15 protein-coding genes are annotated in these 15,179 nt (G+C 54.9%); 10 read left to right on the plus strand and 5 right to left on the minus strand.

Annotation, left to right across the window (positions count from 1 at the left end):
- Nucleotides 1-548 precede the first annotated feature (548 nt).
- Nucleotides 549-929: a hypothetical protein gene (locus P0D96_RS42335; RefSeq protein WP_408319805.1), complete on the plus strand. Its 381-nt coding sequence runs from the start codon at nucleotides 549-551 to the stop codon at nucleotides 927-929.
- Nucleotides 930-1,396: 467 nt separating this feature from the next.
- Here the strand turns inward: P0D96_RS42335 and P0D96_RS42340 are convergent, their stop codons facing one another.
- The 3 genes from P0D96_RS42340 to P0D96_RS42350 form a co-directional block, all read right to left on the minus strand.
- Complete coding sequence (locus P0D96_RS42340; RefSeq protein ID WP_408319807.1) at nucleotides 1,397-1,609, minus strand: BPSL0761 family protein; 213 nt, start codon at nucleotides 1,607-1,609, stop codon at nucleotides 1,397-1,399.
- A gap of 213 nt (nucleotides 1,610-1,822) precedes the next feature.
- Nucleotides 1,823-2,134 carry a hypothetical protein gene (locus P0D96_RS42345; protein ID WP_408319809.1) on the minus strand — a complete coding sequence of 104 codons (312 nt, stop codon included), beginning with the start codon at nucleotides 2,132-2,134 and terminating at the stop codon, nucleotides 1,823-1,825.
- 187 nt (nucleotides 2,135-2,321) lie between these two features.
- A complete protein-coding gene (locus P0D96_RS42350; RefSeq protein WP_408319811.1) occupies nucleotides 2,322-2,555 on the minus strand; it encodes a DUF6471 domain-containing protein in 234 nt (77 codons plus the stop codon).
- Nucleotides 2,556-2,736: 181 nt separating this feature from the next.
- Here P0D96_RS42350 and P0D96_RS42355 point away from each other — a divergent pair, with 181 nt between their 5' ends.
- Genes P0D96_RS42355 through P0D96_RS42370 form a run of 4 tightly spaced genes read left to right on the plus strand, consistent with a single transcriptional unit; the run spans nucleotide 2,737 to nucleotide 8,326 of the window.
- On the plus strand, nucleotides 2,737-3,609 hold the full coding sequence (locus P0D96_RS42355; RefSeq protein ID WP_408319813.1) for a TnsA endonuclease N-terminal domain-containing protein: 873 nt from the start codon (nucleotides 2,737-2,739) through the stop codon (nucleotides 3,607-3,609).
- Complete coding sequence (locus P0D96_RS42360) at nucleotides 3,609-5,795, plus strand: TnsB C-terminal domain-containing protein (RefSeq protein ID WP_408319815.1); 2,187 nt, start codon at nucleotides 3,609-3,611, stop codon at nucleotides 5,793-5,795. The genes P0D96_RS42355 and P0D96_RS42360 overlap by 1 nt, the downstream gene beginning before the upstream one ends.
- Entirely contained in the window at nucleotides 5,779-7,422 is a 1,644-nt protein-coding gene (locus P0D96_RS42365; protein WP_408319817.1) for an AAA family ATPase, read from the plus strand. The genes P0D96_RS42360 and P0D96_RS42365 overlap by 17 nt, the downstream gene beginning before the upstream one ends.
- A 4-nt stretch (nucleotides 7,423-7,426) precedes the next feature.
- Nucleotides 7,427-8,326 carry a TniQ family protein gene (locus P0D96_RS42370; protein ID WP_408319819.1) on the plus strand — a complete coding sequence of 300 codons (900 nt, stop codon included), beginning with the start codon at nucleotides 7,427-7,429 and terminating at the stop codon, nucleotides 8,324-8,326.
- 287 nt (nucleotides 8,327-8,613) lie between these two features.
- Here the strand turns inward: P0D96_RS42370 and P0D96_RS42375 are convergent, their stop codons facing one another.
- Entirely contained in the window at nucleotides 8,614-8,757 is a 144-nt protein-coding gene (locus P0D96_RS42375; protein ID WP_408319821.1) for a hypothetical protein, read from the minus strand.
- Between the two features lie 202 nt (nucleotides 8,758-8,959).
- Here P0D96_RS42375 and P0D96_RS42380 point away from each other — a divergent pair, with 202 nt between their 5' ends.
- The 5 genes from P0D96_RS42380 to P0D96_RS42400 all read left to right on the plus strand — a co-directional run bounded on the left by P0D96_RS42380 (nucleotide 8,960) and on the right by P0D96_RS42400 (nucleotide 13,590).
- Entirely contained in the window at nucleotides 8,960-9,568 is a 609-nt protein-coding gene (locus P0D96_RS42380; RefSeq protein ID WP_408319823.1) for a hypothetical protein, read from the plus strand.
- Between the two features lie 179 nt (nucleotides 9,569-9,747).
- Nucleotides 9,748-10,524, plus strand: a complete 777-nt coding sequence (locus P0D96_RS42385; protein WP_408319825.1) for a hypothetical protein — start codon at nucleotides 9,748-9,750, stop codon at nucleotides 10,522-10,524.
- A gap of 1,068 nt (nucleotides 10,525-11,592) precedes the next feature.
- Nucleotides 11,593-11,973: a YkvA family protein gene (locus tag P0D96_RS42390; RefSeq protein WP_408319827.1), complete on the plus strand. Its 381-nt coding sequence runs from the start codon at nucleotides 11,593-11,595 to the stop codon at nucleotides 11,971-11,973.
- A 431-nt stretch (nucleotides 11,974-12,404) separates the two neighbouring features.
- Nucleotides 12,405-13,202 (plus strand): hypothetical protein, encoded by a 798-nt coding sequence (locus P0D96_RS42395; RefSeq protein WP_408319829.1) that lies wholly within the window; start codon nucleotides 12,405-12,407, stop codon nucleotides 13,200-13,202.
- Between the two features lie 52 nt (nucleotides 13,203-13,254).
- On the plus strand, nucleotides 13,255-13,590 hold the full coding sequence (locus P0D96_RS42400) for a cyclic-phosphate processing receiver domain-containing protein (RefSeq protein ID WP_408319831.1): 336 nt from the start codon (nucleotides 13,255-13,257) through the stop codon (nucleotides 13,588-13,590).
- 94 nt (nucleotides 13,591-13,684) lie between these two features.
- Here the strand turns inward: P0D96_RS42400 and P0D96_RS42405 are convergent, their stop codons facing one another.
- Nucleotides 13,685-14,512, minus strand: coding sequence for an AraC family transcriptional regulator (locus tag P0D96_RS42405; RefSeq protein ID WP_408319833.1), 828 nt, complete (start codon nucleotides 14,510-14,512; stop codon nucleotides 13,685-13,687).
- Nucleotides 14,513-15,179 lie beyond the last annotated feature (667 nt).

Consider the following 15,179-nt stretch of genomic DNA (forward strand, 5'->3'; position numbering starts at 1 on the left):
GGATCTCGCCAATCCGGGCATAGCTGCTGCGTGATGTCAGACCAGCTTGATATCTGCCAGATGCTCCGCACGCGGTTCCACACGTACTCGGCATCCTTATTAAACCCGGCCCGACCCAATAGCCGATACTGTCGACCACTGGATGTCATTCCCAATCTTGTGCGCGAGTCAAACGAGACGATAGGCGTACTTACACGACCATCATAGTGAACAGTGTTGAATCCAACGAAATAGCGGTTCCCGCCGTCTACTTCCCGAATCGACCAGCACTCGAGCGTGATCTCGGGGCATTCGCCAACATCAGTATCTATATAAATTGACATCACTTTCTCCGAGGATTCGCTGTTTCACTGCTAGAGTCCTATGACGAGTGAGGGGTCGAGATTGGCGTTCTCATAAGGCGCGCCAGGGTTGTCGCGGTTCGTGCCCGGGCGCCCTCGCGGATTGCAGATGACGCGGCAATCACCTATCCAGTAATCGCTTGATGCATGAATGTGCCCGTGGATCCAAAAATTGGTTTCCTGACATATAGGCGACAGGAAACGACAGTGACCGTACAGGTCGATAGCTCTGCTACCCTCATGGATGTCGCCAGCAAGAATCAGAACATCGACGTCAGGCGCTACCGGAAGCGGTCCAGCGAGATCTGCACGATGTTGAGCCATCTCATGGTGAAGGCCAGATGCAATCTGGATTTTCACTCTTTCATCCTCAATCCACGTTTTGCCGCGAACACCCGCGCGGCCCGACTCCGCGTCCTGCCTTCACGTTTTTCGAGCGATTCGATCGGCGTCTCGCTCGAGCAGCGCGGCCAGACGACGCAAACGAGGACGCCTCCTCGAAACATGCCCCGCCGCTGCATCCGCAAACGTGCGACGTACCAATATCCGCCAATAGAATCTATGCTCGGCACGAAGACCTCGTTTTAGTTCGCAACCTTCTCGACGACATCGCATGATCGTTCGTCGATATGTGATCTCCGTTAGGAGACGGGCAGACCGTTCAATCGCCAACGATACAGCCAGGATTCGATGGCGCAGGTTCTTTGTGAACGAGGGTTCGCGCAGTTTCACCCCGCGCATCTTCGAAGACCTTTGACGCGGCGACTTCATGCTGGGCCTCTTAGACGTCACAGACGTGCGCCGGATGCCACCGCCATGCGGCTCGGGGTCCTGTTTAACCACCGACCTATCAACTGTATTAACGCGGAGAACCGTGCGTTCCTCGCTGGCCGCCTGCGTATGAATCTTTCGAATCACGTTTCCCCCCGAACACCGCTCGCCTGGTCGAAGCCACGGTAAAACGTCCGAGCGCCTCTGTTAAGCAATAACCAGCAGACGCCGCATGTGTTACAGCAGGTTTTCCTTGCACTGACTAAAATCGAAACATGACATGTTCAGGCATCGCCGGTTGCGTCGGGGTCTGCCCAAATGCCGGGAGCAAACCCCGCTGAAAGGTGAAGATCAATCGGATCGGGGAAATGCCGAAGCAATCTTCGAGACAGGACCCGGAATTTCTCCAGATCAGCGTTGTCTGGCGCCGCCGCCAAATCGACAAGTAGTTGCCGCGCACCTGTTACTGAACGCGTACGCTCGTAGGGAAGGGTCATCAACGCTCCTTTCTGTTATGGGACTCAGTTCCTCATCGGACGCGCATATGCCATGAAGCAACTGCGAACGTGAACCGACGCCTCATTCAAGAGAACCGTTACGCCATTCTGATTGCGTTCGTAGCTATGGTCGCCATCGATACGCGGAAGCCCGCTTCTCCAGTCTGGTACAAGGTCAGGGGTGACGTCGGTCCACGTCTCTATCCCCCATGACTAACCCAACATTAGCTTCTTCACGATTGCCTTAAACAGAAAGTCTTCGTCTGTGGAAAGAAGGACTATGGACACCGGTTTCGATTCAAAGCGCTCGCGGCGAGTACCAGAATCAGCCCCTTGCTCGCTGGCGTGCTGGGTTTCGTCTTCGCACTCTTCATCCGAAAAACTACCTCTGACCCAGACCCATTCGGGCGTTGCGACGGCAACAATCTCTTCCGCAACCTCAGCGTGAAGACCTCCCGCCAGAAATACAACTCTGGATTTCGGGTCAACCTCACGAAGTATCTCAATGAGCTCGGATGCGGTCATGGCGCCATTCCATCAACGAATCAATATATGTTGCGCACACCTACGCATTCTGGATCCATCTTCTCATCTGGATTCGCGCACTCGCCCCCTCACAGCCCAGCACCCAACTCGTTAATTATGCTTGATGGGACCCCAAATACCATTCACCATGCGACCAGCCTGCCCAAAGCTGCCGTACCGGGCAGCATCATTCTCCGATCTCGGTCAGATCAATATGTACCGCTGGCCGACGTAGTGCCTTCATACACTGCAGAAAAAAAACGAACGTGAATGCGCCACGCGAAATCTTGTTCGCAATCGAGCGTTCGGTTTCCTCGACCCCAAGTCCCTCCAGCAGCACCGCCAGTTGTTTGTAGCCAATCTGTCTGCGCACGAGCTCAGCCCGAAGCAAACGTTTTGCTTCACGGTTCCAGTCAATCATTGAAAACACACCGGACGAAAAACGCGAGTATCGCTCGCACTTTCGTCACGGCCATCCTATAGTCTCACATATGAGATCATTACGCCACATAAAAGATTTATGTTTTCCCGTATAACCATTTAAACGGCTTGCGAAGTTTGGTAGCTACACAGCACTGAAGCCATGCGCCTTCCGCGCGGCAATGAAACGTACTGGAGTAGGAGAAATGGGGCGCGGTCCAAAAAAGATGACGGAGGCACTCATAAAGGAGTGGCAGCTTGAGGGCCGAGGCCAAGGACAAGGTGCTAACTACAAACCGTGGCTGGAAACGTTTGACCTATCATCAATAGGGCGCGTCAGCCGGCCATACAGTCCAAAGTGCGAGCGCAGCGTACATCTGTTGTCAGATGTCGAAGCGAATACTTTCTATGCTCTCGAGTGGTCCCAGCGCGTCACCGGCATCCGGGAGGAGTTCCCGCTCGACCGCGGACTTACGCTCGAAATCGCCGCCGCTCTTGGTATCGCTCACCCGTATTACCCTGGAACCAAAGTTCCCACGGTTATGACGGTCGATTTCCTGGTCGACTTCCATGATAACGACCAGAAGCGACTTGAGGCGTGGGACTGCAAGCGGACCGAAGACTCTGAAGATCCACGTAAGATCGAGAAGCTTCAAATTACGCGAACCTACTTCGCGGGAATGGACATTCCGCATCGCCTCGTCTTCCACTCCGAACTACCGATGGAGAAAATCCGCAACATCGAGTGGATTCGGGGTGGCATGATCAAGACTGGCGAGGACGAACGTTACTCGGGTGCCCTACGCGAGCAATCGCTCATCATGTCCCACGACCTGGCCGGATCAACCAGAAATCAGCCACTTCAGGAGTACTGCCGGGAATTTGAGATTCGGCAGGGACTGAATCCGGGGGAAGGTCTTCGCGTTGCAAAACTGTTGATGTACGAGCGCGTCCTGATTTGTGACTTGAGCAACCCGGACCCAGCCAGCGCGCCTTTGGCCAGCTTCCGTTGTACGTTCAAAGCAGACAATCTTCGCGCGGCGGGAGGTCGCTAATGGCGCTCCTTAAGAACGACCTGTTTCACAACGAATCCGGGACTCGCTATCGCCTACTTAATGTGAATCCTGAAACCGATGAAGCGTGGGTCATTAATGTGACCGATGAAGCATCGTGGCCGAGGCAGTATTCTTACGCCGCCCTGCTCGATGACATGAACAAGCAGAAGTTAGCTCTTGTATCTAGCGCCGGCCATCGTAATGTATCTGAGTACACAAGTGCAGCGAAAGCACGGCGTAAAAAAGCGTGGGAGATTATCGAACCGCTTCTTGCCAGCGCCGCAATCTATGACCCGAAACTGCGAGGCCCGCTGGTCAAGGATCGAGCCGGAAGCACCGGCGCGTCAGCTACGACAATCAACAAGTACTTGCGTGATTACTGGCGCGGTGGCCAGACTCAGGACGCCCTGATACCCAGATTCCCCGACATTGGCCTCAACCAGCCCCAGGCTACCAACGCCCGGGGACGCCGTCCGTCTGACGATCGATACGAAATTTATCAGATGCACCGCAGCGTTGACGACAAGCACGTCATCGCTGCCGTCAAAGAACACTTTCTGGACGGTGAAGTCCCTACGCTCCAGCACGCGTTCCAGGAAATGCTGAAAGCGCACTATTCTTATCAAGATGGAAACGGCGATAGCTACATCAAACCGTCTGGCGAACGCCCCTCCTATCGACAGTTCTACACAGTCGTCAAACGCTGTTTCTCACTCGAGACAATCTTACGTCGAAAGAAAGGGAACAAGGACTTCGAGCGGGATCACGACCAGCGGCTTGGCAGCGCCCTCTATGAAGCCATCGGCGTCGGGTATATCTACGAAATTGATGCGACTATCGCCGATGTGTTTCTCGTAGCGCAAGCGGACCGGTCGAAAATTATCGGCAAACCAACGTTGTACCTCATCTACGACAGATACAGCCGCCTATGCCCTGGCTTATATGTCGGTCTGGAGCATCCCGGCTGGGAAACTGCCGTTCAGGCAATCCTCAGTCTGGCCGAGGACAAAGCGGCGCTCTGCCATAAGTACGACGTGCCGTACGACCCTCGTGATTGGCCGGCCGACCGAATTTTTCCTCAGAAATTCCTCGGCGATTGTGGCGAGATGATTTCCCGTAACAGCAATCGCATTTGCGATGGGATGGAAAGCACGATTTCAAACGCGCCGCCTTTGTCGCCCCAAAACAAAGGGACGGTAGAGTGCGGATTCAGACTGATTCACGCTTCGATAGCTCCTGCGACACCTGGATACGAACCACCATCGAATGTGATGCGACGTCGTGGAAAGGCGTACGACAAAGATGCCTGCCTCACTCTTGACGAGTTTACAGCGATCATCTTGCGGGCGATCATTGCCCACAACCGCCGTGAGATGAAGAAGTATCAGCTCGATCCGAGGGCTGCCCTCCGCGGAGTCAGTCCTGTTCCACGCGAAATCTGGGAGGACAACGTGGTATATAGCGCTGGCGTCATTTCGCGCTACAACGAGGACTATTTGCGTCTTCAGTTGCTGCCGCGCGGCAAAGCGACTGTCACCGACCAAGGCATCCTGTTCAAGGGCTGCTTTTATTCATGCGCCGACTTGGAGAAGAAGGGATGGTTCGTGAGCGCGGCGAACCGAGGAAGATTTGACGTTGACGTTTCCTACGACCGCCGACTTGTTGATTCGATAGTTGTTCACGACCCACAGGATGCCCGCAAATCATTTCCGTGCGGGCTGACCACTACAAGTGAATCCTACCGGGGTTACTCGTATGCGGAGGTGAAATACGTTCAGACGACTGTGAATCGGATTCTGCAAGAGGGTGAAGACAATGCGCTTCAGGAAAAAATCGATCTCAAAAAATTTATCACCGACATCGCACAGCCCGCACTTGCAGCGATGAAACAGGCAACGAAAGGAAAGTCGCGCTCCTCCCGTAAAGCAGACATCGCCGCTGACCGTGAGGCTGAGAAACGAGCGCGCAGACAAAGTGAGGCAACCAGTCTCTCACCTCCGCAACCACCGATGGGTGCCGACAGGTTGCCAGATAACGTCGTTCCGATGCCAGACCGCTCTACAACCGTAACCGTAGCCGTGCCGCAGCCTGCAGTGAAAGCCGCCGACACACAAGCCAGACCGCTTTCAATTCAGGAAAAACTACGGCTAAAGAAACAGGAGATGCTCAGTGGCATCGCAAAATAACAGCGTTTCAACAGCCGTAACTGCAGTTTATACGGAACAGCGAATTCCCCGGTATCGTAACAATCCACTCATCGCAGCGTTGCCACCGGCTCTCGACGACGAAGCGCTTGGAGAGTACCTGCATGCCCTGCCTTCTTTCGAAAAGGAACAACGCGCGTGGGCGCCGTTCGAGAGACTGCATCTTGTCGCGGAGCTCTCAGCGTTCATGTCCCCCCTCCAGCGCCATGTCGTGCTGGGATGGGCCCTGGACACTATGCTACGGCAAGGATATGTCGGCCGAACACCGAGAACTGCCGCGCATGTCCAGGTGTTTCAGAAGCTTTATGAAGCCCAGCAAGCTGGCAAGGCGTTCAGTCCGGTCGACGACCTTAAGCATGTTACGTCCCAAAATTCAAGCGCGCTGATCGGTGTATCAGGCCAAGGCAAAACTACAACTTTGAGACGTCTGATGAGACGCTACCCTCAGGTGATTCACCACCCCGACATTGACGTTACTCAGATAACTTATATTCATATAGAAACGCCGGCTGACGGGGCGTCAATCAAGGGGCTTGCTCATTCTATTCTGCGGAAGATCGACCAGTTGGTTCCCGACAGTAACTACTATCAGAAATACGGTCGAAGCACCATGTCCGTTGAAACACTTCTGAACCACGTTGCCCGGGTTATGCATATCCATTGCGTGGGACTTCTCATCGTTGACGAAGTGCAAAACCTCAGGCACGGCGGCAGGAACATGCAAAAGCTAATGGCCGTCCTCGTGTCAGCCTCCAATGAGCTCGGTGTTCCAATCCTGTTCGTAGGTACAAATAGAGCCATCAACGTACTCGGCGTTGATTTCAGCCAAGGCCGCCGGTCCGTAGGCAGCGGCTTCCCGGAGTGGGGTCATCTTTCTGCCAGCCATAACCTTACGGAGCCTCTCGAATGGGAGGACTTTATTACGACGCTATGGACATTCCAATGGTTGAAAAATCCTGTCGAACTCACCCAGGCGCTCTCCGACCTGCTTTTTTACTATAGCCAGGGAATTATCGATATCGCAATCAAAGTCTTTGCCTGCTGCCAGTGGCAGGCAATCATCGATGGGAGTGAAACAATCACGGCTCAAATGTTTGATCAGGTGTGGAATCGAGATTTCACCCGGGTTCAGCCGATGATCGACGCATATCGTTCAGGCGACGCTGCACTGCTCGACCAGTACGGCGATATTGCACCCATCAAATTTTCAAACCTGCTCGACGGTGCGCTGAACAAATTCGAGGGCCTGCGCAACCAGAAAGCCTCGGTGAGAGCCGGTCACCAGGACTTCGCTCCGACGATCGCTTCAGCGTTGGTGAGTATTGGCGTGGAAAAGGACCGCGCGCTAAACATCGCCGGTGCCGTCGAGGCAGAGGGAAAAGTGGACACCGTCCTTGATGGTGCCAAAGCCGCGATTGAGCTAATAAGGCCGAAGAAGAATACAAAACGCACCGGGCCTAAAAATGCAGGCAGCGTCACGCGGGAGTTCGCTCCGGATGACTATCGCAAAGCAATTAAGGACTCAACCGTGAAAGGCAATACGATCTTCGAAAACTTGCGCAGCATGGGCGCTGTCTGCAATGTGGATTCTTTGCTCGACCTAGGGTAGAAGAATGTATTTTCCGCGTCCTTACCCCGACGAACTGACGAGCAGTCTGTTGATCAGGGCGGCACGCCATCTTGGCGTTCCATACGACAAGCTAGTTAAATATCTTACAGGTATGGGCAGGAAGCGGGTTCATTTCACAAATCCGTTCGCTCTGCAGCAAATCGCGAAGGCGACTGGCATGGCGTATGACGAAATCCTCGTCAATCACACACTCTATCCGTATGTGACCGCGTTTATGTCGAGACGACGCCGCGAGCAGATACGCGCAAGCCTGGTCGCAACCGTGCCACAGACGCGATCCGATTTTAACTGGCTTGCTGGAGCGCCTTGGTCGAGCTTGGCATGTCGTCGCTTTTGTCCTCAATGCTTGCGTGAAGACTTGCAGCAGCATGGGGAATCGTACTGGCACAGATCACATGTACTGCCGGGCGTTTATACGTGCACCAACCACCGCTTGCCGCTTCGTGGAACAACTATCCACCTCGGTTGGTGCGAGCCGGTTCGCGCCCAAGCATGCCCTTCGGACAATCTAGGGATCGAGATGAATCTTCCTCTTTCAAGGCATCTTCTCGAAGCAGTGGCTTCGTACTCGAAAGAAGCGCTAGAGGGAGGACTCTCAGCAAATATTGAGGGAATTCGCGCACATGTGGAATGGGTGGAAGAGCTAGGCCTTAAATCTTCCAAAGGGCGTGTTACACGTTGCCTGTCTCGGCAACTCGAGGATTTTTACGGGAATCCTTACCTTGGTGCTGTAGCAGTTTCCTGGGTGAATTTCAGGATGTCCGTAGAACACTGCCCAGCGTTGATGAGACGCCACGGCGAGGCAATTACCTTTACCACACTGCAGCATCTGCTCCTCCAGACTTTCTTTGAACATTTCCCGGCTAGGCCTGCACACCGTTGAAACAACGCTGCGCAATCGAGCCTCCGGGCCGTCTCTCGAAGATCCACTCCGAAACTAGACTCGCGCGCTAAAAGGTTGAGCTTACGCCTGCGGCACCGGAGAGTGAATATGGCGTCTTGCAGATTACAGGTAACGGGACAAGCTTAAACCTTCTCTTCCATCGCAGAACCTACTCATTCGCGCACTTTGCACAGAGCTGCCTCACAGCACACAAGCTCACTCTTAAGGTTCGTCCCTTAGACGGTATGTTTATTCCGCACGCCGTTGAGCTGAACGAGGGAAACATGTCACTCGCAAACAGTCTGGCCGACGCGGCTCGATATGTTGAGGAAAGCTCTCAGGAAGCGCCTGTTGATTGCTTTGGCGCTGTACGGAATTTCGACTTTTACTGCCGGCTTCTCCCAGCCCTGACTCAGCCAGGCGGTGGTCATCTTCTGAATGCTGTTGACACGATAAGAGCACTTGAGCTCGCGTGGCTCGCACGAAAGGCCGCAAAAATGGCCGCGGCATAGATAAAAACAGGAATGCATCCATGCACGACGACATAGTGGTTGTATGGACGCAACGGGACTGATCTCCAGGAACATCTCGATCGTCAGTCAACATCATTAGTTTTTCAAACCACGCAGACGTATGAACAATGACATGCACCCGATAGTCGCCCATCCAGCCATCATCGCCGAGAGCAGCCGCCTCGCGACCGACATTGGCTCTTTTCTTGCTAAATGTGGCCTGGTGCGCAACCGCATTACCCCAATCAGCATCGTCTACGCACTTGAGGCGGCATACCAACCGCTGCCGTCCTTCTGGCGTGATTTAACCTACGGAGCAGTTCTAATAGCCGTGGAAGTTCACGCGCCCGGTTTTCTCGAAACAATTCTCCGGCCGGGTGGGCAAGCAAGTGAATTCGCACACGCGATTGATCTGGAGCTAAAATTGCGAACAAGTGACGAATTGAACGCAGAGCTTTTGTTATCCCTGTCGGACAAGGAAAGGCCGACAAGTCCAAGAGCAGCATACCGTTGGCTACTACAAGCACTGAAGACGCGAGGTGAGCACGAAGAGGCCGGGCATTTGAAAACGGATGGATTAGCGGGTGCAAAATCTGCGCTCGATCTCGTTGCTGCACAGATTGCGGCGCGCGATGGGCGCAAATTTGAAACTGACAGAATGCAGCGGGCAATGAATTTCTCCCATGCGACAGCATTGGCCGAGGTGTTCCTAGGCGTATGCGACGATTAGTTCGTCAATCCACATGAAGCCGAACAAACGATGCCCGACAGGCCTCTGCGACGCTGGAGTTTCCAAGGCGGAACAAGGAGCGCCACTCCAGTGCCGCCGAAGCCGTGTGCTTTCCGGCCTCGTAAAGGCAAATCAGAGGAGTGCCTTCGCTCGCCCTTTTCTGTCAAGGTGCCGGTCAGATGAACGAAGCATGTGTGGCGAAAATACACGCTAGATATCTGTCCCGAATTTATACGCAAAACAATTGCTTATACTCGGGAACCTCTTTCTCCGAGGCGCGTCATATGCGGCCCGAATGGCTTGAACATCTCCAGCAATTTAGCTGGAACACTCCCGCAACGCTGGCGTTGATGTCAGCAGCAGTTGGCTCCGTTGTATCGCTCGTCTGGATCTCGGTAAGGGATGCCGGCGTGCGCAAGCGGCAACGGCATGACACCGCGCTAGAAGTCGCGCTATCGCTGGAAAGGTACGCTCGAACGTGTCGGACAATGATGCACAAGGCTGCATGGGCTGTGACGTCGATTGGTGCCATGGGCCGCGAGGCAAGCAATAGTGTTTCCATACCCATTTTCGCGTATCCAGACAAGCTGCAATGGCAGGTCTTGAGCCGGAGCGTTATCTCCGAGCTGCGCGAGTTTCCCGCTACCGCGCACGCCGCCCGAGAGCATATAGAGAGCTTCCGGGAGTTTGGTGAACCGACAGATTTGTGTGCGCATGTTGAATACGAATGCGCCAAAGCCGCGAGGTCTGCATTAGCTCTTGCTCGAGTGACACGGCGCCGGAACGGAGCCGCAAAGTGGAAACCGGGCGCTAAAGTTTCGGCCTTGGAACACGAGCTGTCTGATTTCATCGCGAACGCCGAAGAAAAGCGCAAAGCTTCACTCGAACGACGAAGAGATTTCGCGACAGCTCCTCAGGCCAAAGCACCGCCGTTTGAACAACCGCTAAGCGCCTAAAGCTTTGACTCAAACCTTTTGTTGCCAAAATCCTTTCATCTTCGGCCGAGCTGAAACGCAGTGCAACGAGTAATCAAACGGCGACCGCCTGCCGTTAGCGCTCATCCGATCCGAGGTCGGACCGCATGTCTTCAGGCCGTACAAATCGCAGATTCGTCGTCCCAGTCGATAACACCACTACTTGTCTCGTCTCATATCTGACTGAGGTGTAGGCGCTCCCCCGTTGCTCAGGTCGGTATGGATACCATGACTGGTATTCACGCCCGCCATAATTGCCTGATTCGTACGTCCAGGGACGGGGTGCCGGGTAGATTTCGTCAACCTCGTCGGCCTCGTCGGCGTCTGCGTGTTCGGCAAGGAACAACACAGTACTGTCTGCGTCCACATCGCGCAGAGCGTTCAGTAGCTCCCGTACTTTCATTGGCCACCCCCTCAGTTCGGTGCACCTCACCGATATTCGAGCCGAATTTCTGCTTTCCCATCGAACCGGCGTTTACCGCTGTTGGCATGCACGCCTACAACCCAACAATCTCATATATGGGATTATAGTAGCATATAAGAGATTAAATGTGATCATCCATCGAGCCGTTTTTTTCAGCTCACCTGTCGACAGATCGGCTGGTCCCGGTGCAGGGAAACCGAATTAGTGAGACTGGGGCGCTATTCGTGAGACTGGATTTACCGGATTAGTGAGACTGCCCAAACGGGTGGCCTCTACTTGCGGTATCCCCCGTTCGACCTTCCCTGATGCAGGAGGCCGAACTATGAGACTGGGTCACGTTTGTTCGACTGTAAAACGGGAGAGCGTGGGAGTGCCGGACACTGGTGCAGGGAAACGGAATTGGTGAGACCAGGGCGCTTTTCGCGAGACTGGAAGAACGGAGATCGTGAGACTGCCCAGACACTCGGGCGGAAGCAGGGGTTGCGTTCCATTAGGCGGCGGTCGGGCGATAAGGTCCGCCGCCGCTAGCTGCGGTCAGAGTGTGGGTTCACTCCAACGGATGCGATAAAATCGCGTCTATCTTTCAATTGCCTGTCGGCGCACTCGCAAGCGGAGCGCAACGCCAGATGCTGCAATCACTCACGGCTTGGGCCGCACGGCTAAAGCGAGATGTAGTCACGCTTATGTTCGCCAGTCGCGATCCGGCCACGCCGTTGCTCGCGAAATTTCTCGCATTGGCAACGGTGGCCTATGCGCTTAGCCCTGTCGACCTTATTCCCGACTTCATACCCGTCCTCGGCTATCTGGATGATCTGGTCGTCGTGCCGCTTGGAGTCTGGCTTTGCTTGCGCCTCATCCCGGAGGCAGTCCTCGAAGACAATCGCGGAAAGGCCGAAGTCTGGCTAGCTGGCAAGCCGGTGAAGCCAAGAAGCATGCTCGGTCTCGCCACAATTTTGTCTATCTGGGCACTCTGCGCTTGGTTGCTGTGGCGCTGGCTTGTTCGCTGAACTTGTCGAGCGCCTCGCAAGTTGCGCGACAGCCGACTTAGCGAACCAAGTTCGCGAGGAAGTCGTTGATCAGGCGGAAGTCCCGGCCTCACTAATTCCGTTTCCCTGCATCAGTGTCGGGAAACGGAATTTGTTGGACTTGCGTGTGATTAGCTAGACTCGAAAGTTCGGAATTGCTTGGATAATCGGGAGTCGGCGGCGAGGCCACCAACCGCTTGGGAAGGCGGTCGGCTCTTCACGACCCCACATGGGACGTTTGACTTTCTACACAACGGTCATTCATGAAGACCGGACAAAAGAGTGCACCGGATCGCCTTGCGTTCGCTTCCAGCCACCGCCATTCCGCTTGCCCGCTGACATGCTCGTCGAGCATCTCCAGGCTATGATTTGTCATCGATTACTAACAAAAAAACGAACATGGGGAAGACAGAATGACGAAAATTTTTTCGCGCGATGAGCTCGGGGAGTTATTTGCCTCGTTTTACGGTATGGACGGGGGAAACCTGAAAGCGCCCCTATGGGTGTGCGGCATCGAGCACGGATCGACGGCTGAGCATCTGTGCGAAGCCCCGCGTGAAGAGAAGGCGGGCCACTGGACGGCCGAAAAGAAAAATGGCCTCCGCATTAGATCGTGGCCCTACTGGCGAAATATTTCGAAAATTATTGTGGCTACGGCAAGGGGCGCGCAAGGCGAGTCGGAGCTGAAGGTCAATGCGGTCCCACACTGGGAAGTGTATCGGGACAACCATCTCCACACTCTTCATGGCTGGGACTTCAAGCTCAACCTGTTTCCCCTGCAATGCTCGTCGGTATCAGCAGCGGACTGGACCGAATATCACGGTCAACAGCCTGAACTGGCGAACAAAGAGTCGTACCGCCAGCTTTGCCGGGATGGAGGCCGCTTTGCGTTTATCAGGCGCACGGTCGATTATCACCGACCAAAGGTGATTTTCGCCAACGGCGTGCAATTTCGAAGCGACTTCGTAGATGCATTTGGTTTTGAAGGTTCGCCCAGGGAAATCCACATTGAAGACGGGAATCAAGCCCGTACGCTCTTCGCATATGAACGCAACGACGCGCGAGGAGGCAAGATTACTCTTGTGGTCTCGCCCTTCCCGGGTTCTCGCCACGGCCTCAATTCGAACAAGTTGATGGAAGAGGCGGGTAAAACCCTGTCGCAGTACTTCAATGCGGACGATTTTGATCCCGATCGCTTGGGCCGGCAATGAACGAGCAATGTGAGACGAGCAGGAGGGAGTCCTCCGAGCGGAGGTTGCGATAATGAATCCGCACTTCACGCGGCTTTTCATCGACGACATGCGCAACCCTCCCGAGCGGGGATGGGCAGTCGCCCGCAGCTCGCGCGAGGCCATCGACCTACTGCAGGTCAACGGCTGCCCGAAGCAGATTTCGTTTGATCACGATCTAGGCGGTGACGACACGGCGATGGTCGTCGTGAAATGGATGATAGAAAGGGATTTGGACGGTGACGGGAAATTCATACCAACAGATTTCACGTTTCGCGTGCACAGTGCAAATCCGGTGGGGAAAGCGAACATTGAGGGATTGCTTGGTGCATATCTGCGGCAACGAACGAGAACGAATAGTACTTCCTGATTCGCATGCACGTTCCACGACGCGCAGCCTCGATTGCCAACGATCCGGGCGACGACATTGAAGGGCGGGTATTGGCCGATTGTCGCCGGATGGATCAGCCACCGGCGTTCCGGTGGGCTAGTCGGAATGCGCGCGGCGTCACACCGGTGTATCGATGGAACACTTCGGTGAAATGCTGCTGAGTCTGAAACCCCGCGCGCGCGCCAACCTCAACCAGAGGAGGGGTTTGTTGGCACAACATCGTCCTGGCAAATTTCACCCGTTCGAGTGTCACGTACAGATGGGGCGGGTTACCCGTCGCCGTTTTGAAAACGCGCGCAAAGTTTGATGCACTCATGTGCACCAGCACTGCGAGTTGCTCGACCAGAATGGTTTCGGCTATGTGCTCATGAACGAAGGCTTGGATGCGAGTCAGCATTTGACGCGTAAGAGGCATGTCCGGCTCGGCCGCACCAGCACAGTGCCCGTAGCGGAGAGCGATGTGCACCGACACGACGTCGGCAAACGCGTCGGCGCAGGCAGCGTCGATCAGATCCGCATGATGCAAAGCAGCCAATGTGTCCGCGGCCTCGCGCAGGAACGGATCCCAAAACCTGGACCATTTCGGGACCGCGTCAAACGCTACTTGCGAGAATCGCCCAAGTACGCCTGGTTTGAGTGCGATAACCCATCCGTTCGGATCGTTGTCAGCGACCGTGGCCAACTGCGCCCCCACCGGAATAACTGCGACAAATGGTGCACAGATCAGGATGGAATGACACATTCCGGCCTCGTTGCCGTCCGTGGCCTGCGCAACTATGCTACCTGTCGGTATAACCAGGCGAAGTTCTGGCATCGGATTCAGCCTGCCATCGGTGAAAGCCATATTCATCGGCTGGCAGCGTAGCCCGTGATCCGGGGTCGACCCTATCGCTTTCTTCATGATACGCAGAAGTCTCCTCCTTGCCCCGTCGCACATCAAAGCTTAGGTCGAATTCAAGGCTGCTTAAGGCGGATTCGTCATGTGTGCAGAAGCGACCCCGACCTGCAGAATGCATTCTGAAAGCGCGGGTCAGATATGTTGCCCGACAACATTGTCATCGTCGGCGTCTCATAAGTAGTTGGAGTGACAGATAGCCAGTTTATCGGACTGGGATCGGACTTTCTCGCTGATGTCCACGTCCGCGGAGCAGACGGATTACCATTTAGTGAAGCCAGCACCATTGCCCGTCATCTCGGCGTCGATTGTGTCCCACCAACGGTTAGCGACGATAACGCCTCGTAACGACTAACGCAGCGTCGAGCGACTGCTTTCCGGGGCGCAGCTCGCGCGCGGCCAGTTTTGGCCGGCTACTGCCTGACGCGGTCGGCCGAAGCCAACCGAGATGGAATCGACACCGCCCTTCCGGGGGGGCGGCCAGCAGAAGCGCAGAGGCGCTCCACAACCGATCGGCACCAATGTCGGCTTATTGAGGTGCTCGTTCGTTCCTGCCTGTCTAGACATAAGCCGTACCGTTTTGTGGCTCTAAACCAAAGTTCTTCATGGGCCGCCGATCAAGACAAGGTCATCGCCGGCACCAGACGTTGGTATGCGGTGTTAGATTCGATTT

This window comes from Paraburkholderia sp. RL17-347-BIC-D (assembly GCF_046027915.1).
Classification (GTDB): Bacteria; Pseudomonadota; Gammaproteobacteria; order Burkholderiales; family Burkholderiaceae; genus Paraburkholderia.

Excerpts from the sequence above, each read along its gene's own strand:
- P0D96_RS42385 (WP_408319825.1), top strand. The coding sequence starts at position 9,748 with ATGAACGAAGCATGTGTGGCGAAAATACACGCTAGATATCTGTCCCGA.
- P0D96_RS42350 (WP_408319811.1), bottom strand. The coding sequence starts at position 2,555 with ATGATTGACTGGAACCGTGAAGCAAAACGTTTGCTTCGGGCTGAGCTC.
- P0D96_RS42375 (WP_408319821.1), bottom strand. The coding sequence starts at position 8,757 with ATGACCACCGCCTGGCTGAGTCAGGGCTGGGAGAAGCCGGCAGTAAAA.
- P0D96_RS42345 (WP_408319809.1), bottom strand. The coding sequence starts at position 2,134 with ATGACCGCATCCGAGCTCATTGAGATACTTCGTGAGGTTGACCCGAAA.
- P0D96_RS42390 (WP_408319827.1), top strand. The coding sequence starts at position 11,593 with ATGCTGCAATCACTCACGGCTTGGGCCGCACGGCTAAAGCGAGATGTA.
- P0D96_RS42355 (WP_408319813.1), top strand. The coding sequence starts at position 2,737 with ATGAAACGTACTGGAGTAGGAGAAATGGGGCGCGGTCCAAAAAAGATG.
- P0D96_RS42395 (WP_408319829.1), top strand. The coding sequence starts at position 12,405 with ATGACGAAAATTTTTTCGCGCGATGAGCTCGGGGAGTTATTTGCCTCG.
- P0D96_RS42370 (WP_408319819.1), top strand. The coding sequence starts at position 7,427 with ATGTATTTTCCGCGTCCTTACCCCGACGAACTGACGAGCAGTCTGTTG.
- P0D96_RS42380 (WP_408319823.1), top strand. The coding sequence starts at position 8,960 with ATGAACAATGACATGCACCCGATAGTCGCCCATCCAGCCATCATCGCC.
- P0D96_RS42400 (WP_408319831.1), top strand. The coding sequence starts at position 13,255 with ATGAATCCGCACTTCACGCGGCTTTTCATCGACGACATGCGCAACCCT.
- P0D96_RS42405 (WP_408319833.1), bottom strand. The coding sequence starts at position 14,512 with ATGAAGAAAGCGATAGGGTCGACCCCGGATCACGGGCTACGCTGCCAG.
- P0D96_RS42360 (WP_408319815.1), top strand. The coding sequence starts at position 3,609 with ATGGCGCTCCTTAAGAACGACCTGTTTCACAACGAATCCGGGACTCGC.
- P0D96_RS42340 (WP_408319807.1), bottom strand. The coding sequence starts at position 1,609 with ATGACCCTTCCCTACGAGCGTACGCGTTCAGTAACAGGTGCGCGGCAA.